At 67.8% G+C, this 13,156-nt stretch carries 12 protein-coding genes; 9 read left to right on the top strand and 3 right to left on the bottom strand.

All coding sequences use genetic code 11. From position 1 onward, the window contains the following. A partial coding sequence (locus tag SZ55_RS06570) for a zinc-dependent metalloprotease family protein (RefSeq protein WP_044403153.1) occupies positions 1-839 on the bottom strand: 839 nt, incomplete at its 3' end. 20 nt (positions 840-859) lie between these two features. Next, entirely contained in the window at positions 860-1,531 is a 672-nt protein-coding gene (locus SZ55_RS06565; protein ID WP_044403149.1) for a hypothetical protein, read from the bottom strand. A gap of 806 nt (positions 1,532-2,337) precedes the next feature. On the opposite strand from SZ55_RS06565, the gene SZ55_RS28440 reads away from it, so the two are divergent. Continuing rightward, positions 2,338-3,030, top strand: coding sequence for a hypothetical protein (locus tag SZ55_RS28440; protein ID WP_177329725.1), 693 nt, complete (start codon positions 2,338-2,340; stop codon positions 3,028-3,030). 20 nt (positions 3,031-3,050) lie between these two features. Next, positions 3,051-4,910 (top strand): zinc-dependent metalloprotease family protein, encoded by a 1,860-nt coding sequence (locus tag SZ55_RS06555; protein WP_044403146.1) that lies wholly within the window; start codon positions 3,051-3,053, stop codon positions 4,908-4,910. Between the two features lie 475 nt (positions 4,911-5,385). Here the strand turns inward: SZ55_RS06555 and SZ55_RS06550 are convergent, their stop codons facing one another. After that, on the bottom strand, positions 5,386-5,856 hold the full coding sequence (locus SZ55_RS06550; RefSeq protein ID WP_044403143.1) for a hypothetical protein: 471 nt from the start codon (positions 5,854-5,856) through the stop codon (positions 5,386-5,388). A 227-nt stretch (positions 5,857-6,083) separates the two neighbouring features. Here SZ55_RS06550 and SZ55_RS06545 point away from each other — a divergent pair, with 227 nt between their 5' ends. From SZ55_RS06545 to SZ55_RS28265, 7 genes are all read left to right on the top strand, one after another. Beyond that, positions 6,084-7,133, top strand: coding sequence for a putative 2-aminoethylphosphonate ABC transporter ATP-binding protein (locus tag SZ55_RS06545; RefSeq protein ID WP_044403140.1), 1,050 nt, complete (start codon positions 6,084-6,086; stop codon positions 7,131-7,133). Next, positions 7,133-8,845 carry a putative 2-aminoethylphosphonate ABC transporter permease subunit gene (locus SZ55_RS06540; RefSeq protein ID WP_044403136.1) on the top strand — a complete coding sequence of 571 codons (1,713 nt, stop codon included), beginning with the start codon at positions 7,133-7,135 and terminating at the stop codon, positions 8,843-8,845. Before SZ55_RS06545 ends, SZ55_RS06540 begins: the two co-directional genes overlap by 1 nt. Positions 8,846-8,860: 15 nt before the next feature. After that, positions 8,861-9,688 (top strand): phosphonoacetaldehyde hydrolase, encoded by an 828-nt coding sequence (gene phnX, locus SZ55_RS06535; protein ID WP_044403134.1) that lies wholly within the window; start codon positions 8,861-8,863, stop codon positions 9,686-9,688. A 48-nt stretch (positions 9,689-9,736) separates the two neighbouring features. Continuing rightward, the gene (locus tag SZ55_RS06530; RefSeq protein WP_044403131.1) at positions 9,737-10,756 is read left to right on the top strand and encodes a putative 2-aminoethylphosphonate ABC transporter substrate-binding protein; all 1,020 of its coding nucleotides are present in this window, start codon (positions 9,737-9,739) and stop codon (positions 10,754-10,756) included. A 30-nt stretch (positions 10,757-10,786) separates the two neighbouring features. Continuing rightward, positions 10,787-11,242 carry a lysozyme inhibitor LprI family protein gene (locus SZ55_RS06525; RefSeq protein ID WP_052807542.1) on the top strand — a complete coding sequence of 152 codons (456 nt, stop codon included), beginning with the start codon at positions 10,787-10,789 and terminating at the stop codon, positions 11,240-11,242. 104 nt (positions 11,243-11,346) lie between these two features. Continuing rightward, positions 11,347-12,477, top strand: a complete 1,131-nt coding sequence (locus tag SZ55_RS06520; RefSeq protein ID WP_044403128.1) for a TIGR03364 family FAD-dependent oxidoreductase — start codon at positions 11,347-11,349, stop codon at positions 12,475-12,477. A gap of 289 nt (positions 12,478-12,766) precedes the next feature. Beyond that, positions 12,767-13,156: IS110 family transposase (locus SZ55_RS28265; RefSeq protein ID WP_044403216.1), on the top strand; the 390-nt coding region annotated here is incomplete at its 3' end.

The following is a 13,156-nucleotide window of genomic DNA, read 5'->3' as shown; positions in this document are numbered from 1 at the left end:
GTGGTGGGGGTGCCCGGGTTGGTGGGGTTCTGCGTCTCCGGCACCTTGGTGGCGCGCAGGGCGGCGATCTGTGCCGCCATGGCGTTCAGTGCACGGGCCGCGTCTGCGTGGTTCTCCTGGCCACAGGCCTGGTTGGCGCAGGTGCTGTCCACCACGCGCGGCGAGGAGAACAGCGGGGCCTGGACGCGGGCGTTGAACACGTGGGGGTAGCCCATGATGGTGGAGAACTGGCCCTGCACGCCGTAGCCACGGCTCCATTCGAAGGTGCCCTGGTGCCAGTCGGACTGGTAGTAGCCCTCGGTCTGGTCCTGCTCGTAGGAGTGGCGCAGGCCCATGTTGTGGCCGATCTCGTGGGCCATGGTGCTCAGGCTGCAGTCCACGCCGGTGATGGCGTAGGCGCTGTTGGCGGAACCGGAGTTGAAGGTGCCGCTGTTCTTCTGCCCGGAGAGCACATAGCCGATGCCGCACACGCCGTAGCCCTGGCCGTCCTGGGTGCGGCCGATCAGGTGGACCATGTCGGCGCCGTAGGTCTCGCGCAGCTGCTGCACGCGGCTGTCGGCGGCGAAGGCGGCCAGGTCACGGCTGGAGACGGTGGGGTAGCTGGCCCAGTCCAGCAGTTGGCGATGCACCAGGCGCAGGCGCAGGTTGACGTTGCTTTTCTTGTAGGCGTTGTTCGCGTACTCGATGTAGCTGGCGATGCGCGCGTCCATGTCGCGGCCGTTGGGCAGCGCCTGGGCGTCCTTGGTGTAGAGCACCAGGATGTCGACGGTGCGCGGCTCGGCCGCATGGGCGGCCTGGACGGCGACGGCCAGCAGGGCACCGATGAAGAGTCTTTTCATGGGAGACGTTCCTTGTGGGATCAGCCCTGGGCGGGCGGCGGCAGGGGAGGCAGTTGCTTGGCGTCGGGGGTGACGATCGGGTCCGGCGTGGCGCGCATCAGCAGCGCGTTCTGGTCGGTCACCTGGGTGGCGCCGGTGGCGTTGTCCACCACGAAGGACAGGGTCTGCTCGGGGGTGGCGAGGGTGATGTGGGTTTCCAGCTGGCCCTTCACCACGGTCAGGGTGTCGGCGTCGCTGCCGCCTTCCACCGGGCCGCTCCACACGGCGGTGCTGCCGGTGTTGTGGGTCTCGTCCAGCTTGGCTCGCAGGGGCTCCTGGCGGCCCGGTACACCCAGCTGCAGGGTCCGGCCCACGGCGAGTGCGCCCAGCAGGTCGGGGGAGGTCCGGGTGTGGTAGACGGTCATGCCGTCCTGATCCTCGGCCCGCAGGGTGTCAGGCGACCACAGAGCCAGGGTGGTGGCTGGGGGTACATCCTGCGGAGCGGCTGGTGAGGCTTTCGCGGCGACCGGGGCAGCGGCCTGCGGCAGGCTGCCGGCGTCTGCCAGGGACGGCGACGGGGTCGGGCGGGTGTCGGACGGTGCCGAGGCCACCGGGGCCTGATCGCCTTGTGCTGGCGCGTCCTTGAGCAGGACGGCGAGGGTCGTGCCGGCCGTCACCAGGGCGACGGCCGAGTAGAGCCAGGTTTTCCGCATGGGGGTTCTCCTTCTTCTTCACCCGGTCCGGGCCGGGTATTTCGTGATCCGCCGCTGCACGTCCGTGATGCGCAGGCGGGGTCAGTCAACGGGCAGGCAAAGGCCGGCCATTGAATTCAATGACGACGCAAGGGGCTGTTCGGTTGAGCCGGTGAAGTAATTCAAAAATGAAGTGGGTGCTACTTATTCAAACGTGCGGTATCGGTTTGAATTGAAAAGTTCGTTTCTACTATCAGATTGCCAGCGTCTTGAGTTGCATGAAGCCAACTAAGGGAATAGCGCGGAAGTTAAGCGGTACGCACTGGGATGCTTCACAACCTGTTGTAATCAAAGGTTTTTGTCTGACAACTCCGTCGATGATGGTGACGTGTTATCAGCTGTTTGCGGTTGGATGCCGCCGGATTTCGCAATTACCCACGATTGGCGGCGAGGCTGTCAAACCAGCAATGTGCGAGAAATCCCAATTATCCCGATGGCCATCGAGGAACTGTTTAAGGTGGTGGTTGGTTCACTTGCGGAAGTTGAACGCGTTCAACTTTCTTCGCGCCTTGCAACGTCCTTCAGGAGGCGAGAAATCGGCAGCAGACGGGGCAGCAGCGCAATGGTGTGATCCAGCACTTTGCTAATAGCGAAAGCGTATTTATGTCGGATGCAGGCACTGTGATATCAATTTTCCGGCGTCAATAAATCGAACAACTGGCCGTTACCCCTCGCAACGGTCGAACCTGTTCCACGGTTCGTCAGGGATGCTCTTCCGTGGTTTCGCTGCCACCCGGCTGTGCCGGGTGAAACATGGGAAGGTGGTCATGCCCCGTACGCTCCTCTACCTGGCGGTTGCCCTGGTCACATCAGGTGCCACCCTTGCCGTCCTCCTGCGCGATGCCCCATCGGCTCCGGCCGTTACCCAGCACACCCCATTGCCAGCAGCCCCGGCGGCTCCGTTGCCCGTCGCCCCGGTCATGGCGGGCGCGCCCGTGGCGGCCAGCCCGATGCCGGTTGCGGTGAACGTGGTGCCGGCACCCCACGTCGCCACGGTGCCCGTGGCGGACGCCCCCGCCGACACCCTGATGGAACTCTGGGACAGCCACTCCCTGGTGCCCGAGCAACAGCAGGAAATGACCCTTTACCGCACCCAGGTGGCGACCACCTCCCTGGGTGAGCTTTCCGTCGGCAAGACCCTGCAGCTGGGCGTGCCCGGCCGCCAGGCACCGCTGCGCGCCACGCTGGACGAGACCCACAACACCGGCGGTGCTGCCGTCTGGAGCGGCCCGGTGGAGGGCGGCCAGCCGGAAGACACCCTCACCGTGGTGAAGGGCCAACTGGAAACCCACATCACCCTCGCCACTCGCGAGCAGACCTTGTCCATGGTGGTTGACAACGCCACCGGCAGCACCCTGGTGACCGACCAGAACCAGTTGCTGATGCGTGCCACCCCGGACGCCCTCGTGACCCCCGATTCCACGCCGTTGCAGCCCCTCCCGCCGCCGACCCGCGGCTGAGCGCTACAGGAACGATTACCATGAAGAAACTGCTCGCCTGCCTGGCCCTGCTCCTGCTGGCCCCCTTCACCCACGCCGCCACCACCGAACCGCGCACCGTTGACATCCTGGTGCTCTACACCAAGGACGCCCAGGCCCTGCCCAACGGGCGGGACATGAACGCGCGCATCGCCAGCTACATCGAGTTCGCCAACAACGCCTACAAGAAAAGCAACGTCAACCTGCGCCTGCGCCTGGTCAACGCCCAGCCGCTCACCTGGGCCAGCTATCCGACCATCTCCGACAAGGACCTTTCCGCCTTCGCCGCCGATCCGCGCGTGCAGCAGCTGCGCGAGACCTACGGCGCCGACGTGGTGCAGCTGATCAGCCGCACCCAGGTGGGGCAGGGCTATGGCGTGTGCGGCATCGGCTACGTGCTCTCCGGGCCGAAGAACAGCGGCACCTTCCAGAACGGTGCCTGGGCCAGTGCCTATGGCATCACCGGGGTGGACTGCAGCCTGAGCACCATGGCCCACGAGATCGGCCACAACATGGGGCTGCGCCATTCCTACGAGCAGGACCAGACCGAGGGCTACTACACCTACCTGGCCCGTGGCATTCACCAGGGCACCTACGAATGGGGCCGGGGCTACGGGGTACAGGGGCGCTWCTCCACCATCATGGCCTACCCCCAGGTGTTCAACGCGTCCGTGCAGGCACCGCTGTTCTCCACGCCTAACGTGGTCGATACCACCTGCGCCAACCAGGCCTGCGGCCGTGCCAGCTTCGCCGACGCCGCCCGGGCGCTGAACGACATGGCCGCGCAGATCGCCGCGCTGCGTCCGACCAAGGTGCCCGAGACGGTCAACCCGACCTCGACGCCTACTACGCCCACGACCCCCACCACGCCGACCACACCCACCACCCCGGCGACGCCCACCCCGCCGATCACCACGGCCTGGTGCGACAAGCCGGCGCTCAAGGGCCTGGTGGCCAACGGCGAATTCCGCACCCTGGATGGCTGGAAGGCCCTGCTCAACCTGGCCAAGCTCAGCACCCTCAACGTCGGCAAGACCTGCCGTGACGACGCCCTGCAGTTCGAGCTGCCGGCCGGCCGCGACGACGTGCTGGCCACCTCGGTGGGCGCACTGAAGGTCGGCGCCACCTACCGGCTCAAGGCCAAGGTGATGCTCAAGGGCACCAACGTGCGCGGCAACGTCTACCTGGGCATGGTTCACGAGGAGAACGCCGGCATCAGCTACAGCACGGCCAACGGTGTGATCAAGTCGGTGACCAGCAGCGAGTTCACCCCCATCGACGTCACCTTCGTCTACCAGCCGCCGGCCAGCGTCATCCGCAACACCTACCTGGGCCTGGTCAGCGTCAACCGCCTGGCCGTGTTGCTGGATGAGGTGGAACTCAGCGAAGTGACCCCCACCAACCCCGTCACCCCGGTGACCCCGGCCGCCTTCAGCTGGAACTTCGACAGCGCCATCGGCGACTGGGCGGGCTTCTACGGCAGCACCCGGCTGACCGCCCTGGCAACCACCGGCAAGTCCCTGGAGGTCTACGCCCGCAAGGCCGACGGCACCGGCGCCAGCCTGCTCCTGGCCGGCAAGGTGCAGCCGGGGCTGTCCTACCGCTTCGCCGCCGACGCGATGGTGGGCCGCACCACCAGCGTCGCCGCGCTGGCCTATACCTACCTCTACCTGGAAGACACCGCCGGCAACGGCCGGCTGCTGTCCCTGGGCGTGGTGAACACCCAGGGCGGCGCCTGGGGCAAGCTGCAGCAGAGCTTCCAGGTGCCGGCCGGAACCTACCGGCGCATGGAGCTGATGGTGCTCAGCACCCGCTCCGACCAGTCGCTGTACCTGGACAACGTCACCCTCAATCGGCTTTAAGCCCGAATGCCCGGTCCCTGTTGCAGGGGCCGGGCTTTTCATTGGCTATATGTCCTAATCGCTTATCGCGACTCTTCACCCCTCTAGAGCAGCCTTCCCGGCTCACCTCCTCGCATGGCAAGCGCGCACGCTGCGCTGTTGCCAGGCAAGGAATGGTCGGGCGGGGACAGTGCCCCTTCAGGAGGCCGAGCGGAATCGTCGTGGAAGGGGTTGAGCGACATGGATGTCGCGAGAGCGCTGTCAGGCCATGGATGGCCTGTCAGCGCGTGCCCCTGGAGCGACGATGGAGGGAGGGAACCCGGCGCAGCCGGGCCGGATGCAGGGGCGAGCCTTTTTGGTTTCTTTTTTGGCGACTGAAAAAAGAGACTCGCCAGGCAAGGCGAAACAGGTGATATCCGCAAACTCGATAACCAGCTTGGCACCGCAATTTGGTGCTTCGACATCAGCTTTTTCCGTACCAGCCCCGTCTTGCCTCTTACTGCCTCGAAACGAAATCAAAACGCGCGCCGGCAGCGCGGACGAGCGTGGCGATGTCCGCCTCCTGTTCCGGCAGCCCCGCGAAGATCACCTGCAGGCCATCGAGTCGCTGGCCCTTCAGCGCCCCCTGCATGACCGCGGCGTCCAGTGCCGGCGCACCCCCGATGACCAGAACGCGCGGGGTGGACGAGCGCGCCACCTGGCTCAGCAGCGCCGCCAGCTGAGTGGCGTTGGCACCGCCGCCGGAGGCGATCGCCAACTGGTCTGCCAGGGCCCCGTGGCTGGGAATGGTGACGGTGACCAGCTCGCGTGCCTGTGTGGGGTTCGGTGTTTTCGCCAGGGCCTCGGCCAGGATCTGGCCCTGCTTCTTCTCCGGCGGGTGGGTGCTGCAGCCACCCAGTCCGAGGGCCATGACGGCCAGCGCCAGGGCAACGGCGCGATGGGGGCGGGAGCAGTGTTCGTTCGGCATGCTGAGTCTCCTTCTCCATGGATCGATGGGCCCTGAAGCCGTCCCGACGCGGCTGCGCCGGCCGCTGCGCACACTACCAGAGCGCTGGCCTATACCAAATCCGCCAATGCCACTATCGGTGGGCTTGGGGTTATCGCCACATGGATTTCGCATTTGCTCCCTAGCATCAGCCTCGTCGAGCCGTACCGCGCTTCCTGCGGTGCGCCAGTGTTCTGCGAGGTCCTGTCATGTCCGCCACCCCCTATCTGCAGGCTTGCGAAGTGCGCAAGCGCTTCGGCAGCTTCACCGCCCTGGACGGAGTGTCCCTGGACATCGCCGAAGGCGAGCTGGTGTGCCTGCTGGGCCCCTCCGGCTGTGGCAAGACCACGCTGCTGCGCTGCATCGCCGGGCTGGAGCGGCAGGATGCCGGCGTGCTGCGCATGGGCGGGCGGGACATCTCCCACCTGCCGCCCCAGGCCCGTGACTACGGCATCCTGTTCCAGTCCTATGCGCTGTTCCCCAACCTCAGCGTCGAGCAGAACATCGCCTACGGCCTCACCGGTGCCAGCCGTGAAGAAGCCCGCCAGCGCGTGGCGCAGATGCTCGAACTGGTGGGCCTGACCGGCAGCGAGAAGAAGTACCCCGGCCAGCTGTCCGGCGGCCAGCAGCAGCGCGTGGCCCTGGCCCGTGCCTTGGCGCCGTCGCCGTCGCTGCTGTTGCTGGACGAGCCCATGTCGGCGCTGGACGCCCGCGTCCGCGAGCACCTGTGCACCGAGCTGCGCCAGCTGCAGAAGCGCCTGGGCATCACCACCCTGATGGTCACCCACAACCAGGACGAGGCCATGCTCATGGCCGACCGCATCGCGGTGATGAACCACGGCCGGGTCGAGCAGTACGACACCCCCGAAGCCATCTACCGGCGCCCGGCCACGCCTTTCGTCGCCAGCTTCGTCGGCCAGGGCAACTGGCTGCCGTTCGAGGGCCGCGACGGGCGCCACGCGCGGGTCGGCGACCTGCGCCTGTGCCTGCCCGAGCAGGCGGGCGAGGGCGCCAGTGGCCAGCTGTTCTGCCGCCCCGAGGCCATCGCCGTGGAGCCCGGCCAGGACGACGACAACCGCTTCCGCGCCCAGGTGCGCGAGATCACCTTCCTCGGCAACCGCTGCCGGGTCAGCTTCGAGCTGGACGCCTTGCCCGGCCACCCGCTGCTGGCCGAGCTGGACCCGGCGCAGATGCCGCGCCTCGGCGGGCCGGACATCTGGGTGGCGCTGCCGTCCCGCAGCCTGCAGGTGTTCGCCTGATGGAGCGCACCTTGGCCCTCCCGCAGAGCGCCCGCCGTCGCCCGGGCGACCTGGGGGACCGCCTGTTCATCCAGGGCGGCAAGTGCCTGTTCCTGGCCTTCCTCGCCGTCGCCGTGGTGCTGCCCCTGGCGGCCATCTTCTGGCGCGGCTTCAGCGGTGAAGCCGGGCAGGGCGGTGGCCTGGTGGCCGCCCGCGAGCTGCTGGCCAGCGCCAACTTCCACTGGCTGCTGGGCAACAGCCTCAAGGTTTCCCTCAGCGTCGCCGCCCTGGTGGTGCCGGTGGCCTACCTGTTCGCCTACGCCCTGACCCGCACGCTGATCCCGGCCAAGGGGCTGTGGCGCGGCATCTCCCTGTTGCCGCTGCTGGCGCCCTCGATGCTACCGGGGATCGCGCTGATCTACCTGTTCGGCAACCAGGGCCTGCTGCGTGGCTGGCTGCCGGACAACATCTACGGCTTCTGGGGCATCGTCCTGGGCGAGGCCATCTACACCTTCCCCCATGCGCTGATGATCCTCATCTCGGCGCTGTCCCTGGCCGACGGCCGCCTGTTCGACGCGGCCTCCAGCATGGGCGCCGGGCCCTGGAAGGCCTTCCGCAGCATCACCTGGCCGGCCACGCGCCAGGCTGTGTTCGCCGCCTTCTGCCTGGTGTTCACCCTGACCATCACCGACTTCGGCGTGCCGGTGGTGGTGGGCGGCGACTACCAGGTGCTGGCCCTGGAGGCCTACAAGGCGGTGGTGGGGCAGCAGCAGTTCGGTCGCGGTGCGCTGATCGGCATGGTGCTGCTGCTGCCGGCCCTGCTCAGCTTCGGCGTCGATGCCTGGCTGCGCCGGCGCCAGGGCGATGCCATGAGCGGTCGCGCCCAGGTCCACCAGCCCAAGCCCTCGCGCCTGCGGGATGCCGGCTTCCTCGCCCTGGTGCTGCTGGTCTGCGCCGTGCTGCTGGGGGTGCTGGGCATGGCGGTGTACTCCTCGCTGGTGAAGTTCTGGCCCTACAACCTGTCGCTGTCCCTGCGTCACTACGCCTTCGAGGAAACCGCCGGTGGCGGCTGGCTGGCGTACCGCAACAGCCTGACCCTGGCGACCTGCACCGCGCTGTTCGGTGGCGCGCTGATCTTCACCGGCGCCTGGCTGATGGAGAAGACCCACGGCCAGCGCGCCCTGAACCAGGTGCTGCGCCTGCTCAGCTTCGTGCCCATGGCGGTGCCCGGGCTGGTGCTGGGCCTGGGCTACGTCTTCTTCTTCAACCTGCCGGCCAACCCGCTGCACGGCCTCTACGGCAGCATGACGCTGCTGGTGGTGTGCTCCATCGCGCACTTCCTCACTACCGCGCAGATGACCGCCAGCACCGCGCTGCGCCAGCTCGACGGCGAGTTCGAGGCCGCCGCGCTGTCGCTGAAGATGCCGCTGTACCGCCACTACCTGAAGGTGACGGTGCCCATCTGCCTGCCGGCGCTGCTGGACATCGTCCGCTACCTGTTCGTCTCGGCCATGACCACCGTGTCCGCCGCGATCTTCCTCTACAGCCCGGACAGCGTGCTCGCCGCCGTCGCCGTGCTGAACATGGACGACGCCGGCAACGTCGGCGGCGCGGCCGCCATGTCCACCCTCATCCTGCTCACCTCGGCCGCCGTCTCGCTGCTGCTGGCCGGGGCCTCGCGCGGCCTGCTGCGCCGCTCCCAGGCCTGGCGCCAGACCGCGCCCGGCCACTGATCCACGGAGATCCCCATGCATTACCAGACCCCCACGCACCTGCAGGCCGCCATCCTCGACTGGGCCGGCACCGTGGTCGACTTCGGCTCCTTCGCCCCCACGCGGATCTTCGTCGAGGCCTTCGCCAGCTTCGACGTCGAACTCAGCCTGGAGGAGGCGCGCGGCCCCATGGGCATGGGCAAGTGGGACCACATCCGCACCCTGTGCGACGTGCCGGCCATCGCCGCGCGCTTCGAGCGCCGCTTCGGCCGGCTGCCCACGGACGCGGACGTCACCGCGATCTACGAGCGCTTCATGCCGCTGCAGATCGCCAAGGTCGGCGAGCACTCGGCGCTGATCCCCGGCGCCCTGGAGGCCATCGCCGCCCTGCGTCAGCGCGGGCTGAAGATCGGCACCTGCTCCGGCTACCCCAGGGTGGTGATGGACAAGGTGGTGGAACTGGCCGCCGAGGCCGGCTACCGGCCGGACCACGTGGTCGCCACCGACGAGGTGCCCAGGGGCCGCCCGAGCCCGGCCCAGGCGCTGGCCAACGTCATCGCCCTCGGCCTCGACGACGTGGCCGCCTGCGTGAAGGTGGACGACACCGTGCCCGGCATCCTCGAAGGCCGCAGCGCCGGCATGTGGACCGTGGCGCTGCGCTTTTCCGGCAACTTCCTCGGCCTCGACTTCGCCGCCTACCAGGCCCTGCCGGCCGCGCGCCTGGCCGAGGAGCGCCCCCGTATCGACGCGCTGTTCGCGCCAAGCCGCCCGCATTACCTGATCGACACCCTCGCCGACCTGCCGGGGGTGATCGACGCGATCAACGCCCGCCTGGCGCGCGGCGAAACCCCTGCCAACGCATAGCCACAGCAAGCCAAACCTGACCCCAGCACACCAACCAAGGAGCTTCACATGTTCAAGCGTCTCGCCTTCGCTGCCGCCGTTGTCGCAGGCTTCGCCCTGCAGGCCCAGGCCGCCACCGAGCTGACCGTCTACACCGCCCTGGAGGCCGAGCAACTGGCGGCCTACAAGAAGGCCTTCGAGAAGGAAAACCCGGACATCGAGATCAAGTGGGTGCGCGACTCCACCGGCATCATCACCGCCAAGCTGCTGGCCGAGAAGGAACGCCCCCAGGCTGACGCCGTGTGGGGCCTGGCGGCCTCCAGCCTGGCCATCCTCGACCAACAGGGCATGCTCGAGCACTACGCGCCCAAGCACCTGGACGCCATCGGCGCCAACTACCGCGACGCCGCCAACCCGCCGGCCTGGGTGGGCATGGACGTGTGGGCCGCCACCATCTGCTTCAACACCGTCGAAGCCGAGAAGCAGGGCCTGACCAAGCCCGGCAGCTGGGAAGACCTGACCAAGCCCGAGTACAAGGGCAAGATCGTCATGCCCAACCCGGCGTCCTCCGGCACCGGCTTCCTCGACGTCAGCGCCTGGCTGCAGACCTTCGGCGAGAAACAAGGCTGGGCCTACATGGATGCGCTGCACCAGAACATCGGCCAGTACGTCCACTCCGGCTCCAAGCCGTGCAAGCTGGCCGCCGCCGGCGAGTTCCCCATCGGCATCTCCTTCGAATACCCGGCGGTGCAGCTGAAGCGCCAGGGCGCGCCGCTGGACATCGTCCTGCCGAAGGAAGGCCTGGGCTGGGAAATCGAAGCCACCGGCGTGATCAAGGGCACCCAGCACGCCGACGCCGCCAGGAAGCTCGCCGACTTCTCCGCCAGCCCCGCCGCCATGGAGCTGTACAAGGAGAACTTCGCCGTCCTCGCCCAGCCCGGCATCGCCAAGCCGCAGACCGAACTGCCCGCCGACTACGAGCAGCGCCTGATCAAGAACGACTTCGCGTGGGCCTCGAAGAACCGCGATAGCATCCTCGCCGAATGGCGCAAGCGGTACGACGGCAAGTCGGAGAAGCTGCCGCAATAAGCGCCCGTCCACTCCAGGGAGGTTCATGTGATGCGCCCGGTCATGCTGTTCGGCTTCACCTCACTGCTGGTCCTTGCGCTGCCCAGCGGGGCGGCTGAGGAGGGCGCCGTGCCCAGCCAGCGCCAGCTGCGCGAAGCCTGCAGCATGAGCGGTTCGCAAGCGGACCTGAACGCCTGCCTGCGCGAGAAGCTGGGCCACAGCCAGCATGCCGTCGAACGAGCCGAGTCGGCCCTGTTCGCGGCGTTCGAGCAGTGGGACGAATCCGCTGAACAGGTCCGCACCGGTCAAGGCCGCGCACGTGCCGCCCGCCAATCATTCATCGAGTACCGGGAGCGGCAATGTGCCCTGGCCACGTCGGTCGGCGGCGGTGCCGTCGGCCATGCGCTGGAGACCCGACGCCTGGCCTGTATCGCCGAACTGAACTACCAGCGCGCGCAGCAACTGGAAGCGCTGGCCCTGGAGCTGCGGGCGAGGCCGTCTTCCTGACGGGGTTATGCCTGATCGGACCCGATGATCCCGTGTCGTCATGTGCCTGTCCCACTCATGGGGCCGGCACATGACGGTCACACCTGACCCATAGGATTCCCGCAATGCCCATCCACGACACCGATATCGCCATCATCGGCGCCGGCATCCTCGGCCTGTCCCACGCCTATGCCGCTGCTCGGCGCGGCCTGCGGGTGACGGTTTTCGAACGCAGCGAGCAGCCCCTGGGCGCCTCGGTGCGCAACTTCGGCCAGGCGCTGATCACCGGCCAGGCGCCGGGCCCGATGCTGGACCTGGCCCGCGAGGCCCGCCCGATCTGGGCGCACCTGGCCGAGTCGGCCGGCTTCCACATCCGCCGTCAGGGTTCGCTGCTGTTCGCCCGCGACGAAGCCGAAGAACAGGTGCTCGACGCCTTCTGTGCCGGCCGCGCGCGGGAGCACGGCTACACCGTTGAGCTGCTGCGCGGCGAACGCCTGGCGGCACTGTACGACGGCCGCTTCGCCCACCACCGCGCTGCGTTGCACGGTGCCGATGACCAGCAGCTGTACTCCCGCGAGGCGCTGCCGGCCCTGGTGGCCTACCTGCGTGAGCAGATGGGCGTGACCTTCCACTTCTCCACCCTGGTGCGCGACGTCGAGCCCCAGCGCGTGCACACCAGCGCCGGCAGCTGCCGCGCCGAGCAGATCATCGTCTGCTCCGGACATGACTACCTGACCCTGCTGGCCGAGCCCATGGCCGCCCTGCAGCCCCAGGTGTGTCGCCTGCAAATGTTGCGGGTACGCCCGGCCCGCGCCATCGGCCTCGACCATGCCGTGCTGACGGGCCTGAGCTGCACCCACTACGGCGCCTTCGCCGACCTGCCCGAAGCCATCGCCCTGCGCGAACAGGTCCAGTCCCGCCGGCCGGAACTGATCGAGCACGGCATCCACCTGCTGGTCAGCCCCACGCCCCACGGCGACCTGATCGTCGGCGACTCCCACGACTATGGCCGCGATGCTTCGCCGTTCAACGCCGAAGCGGTGGACAGCCTCATGCTGGACCTGGCCGAGCACACCCTCGGTGAGCGCCTGCAGGTGGTGGAGCGTTGGCAGGGCGTGTACGGCGCCCGTGGCCCGGCGCCGTTCAGCGTCATCCAACCCGAGCCGGGCGTCACCGCCGTGCTGATGCACACCGGCCTGGGCATGAGCATCGGCCCGGCGCTGGGTGAGCGCACCGTGGCGTCGTTGTTGGGGTGAGCCCTGTAGGAGCGAGCTGTGCTCGCGAAGCGTTTGCGCTGGTGGGCTGAAGCCCACCCTTGTATCTCGACTACTGCCCCACCCCAGGGGCATAGTCCCCGACTGATCATCGGGGGAGGGATAGGAAGCCGTGCCCACCCTTAGGCCGCGAGCCTGCAACGTAGATAGTGCTCCGCCCCTCCACACTCACTCGAACAGCCCGAACGGTATCCAGAGCCTYGAGCTCGCATTCACAAGGTTGGGCCGGGTGCAGTGATGATCGCGTCTGAACGGATCGAGAGGAGAATCCATGCCCAGCGTCATCGGCATCGACATCGCCAAACACACCTTTGACCTCGCCGCCCTGCAGCCCAACTGCAAGTACCGCACCAAGGCCAAGCTGGCCAACGACAAAGCGGGCTTCGCCGTCTTGCGCGACTGGCTGAACAAGCACAGCGAACCCGGAGCCTGGGTCGTGATGGAGGCCACCGGCATCCACCATGAAGCCCTGGCCGAATGGCTGCTGGAGCAAGGCTATCGGGTCTGTGTCCTCAACCCGGCGCAGATCGCCCACTACGCCCGCAGCCAGCTGCAGCGGGTGAAGACCGACAAGGTCGACGCCAAGCTGATCGCCGAATACGGCGAGCGCCACCAGGACGAGCTGCGCCCCTGGCAACCCGAGCCCCGTGCCGTAAAGCGC

The sequence above is a fragment of the Pseudomonas sp. FeS53a genome (assembly GCF_000931385.1).
GTDB classification, from domain to species: Bacteria; Pseudomonadota; Gammaproteobacteria; order Pseudomonadales; family Pseudomonadaceae; genus Metapseudomonas; species Metapseudomonas otitidis.
This window is presented reverse-complemented; position numbering and strand designations above follow the sequence as displayed.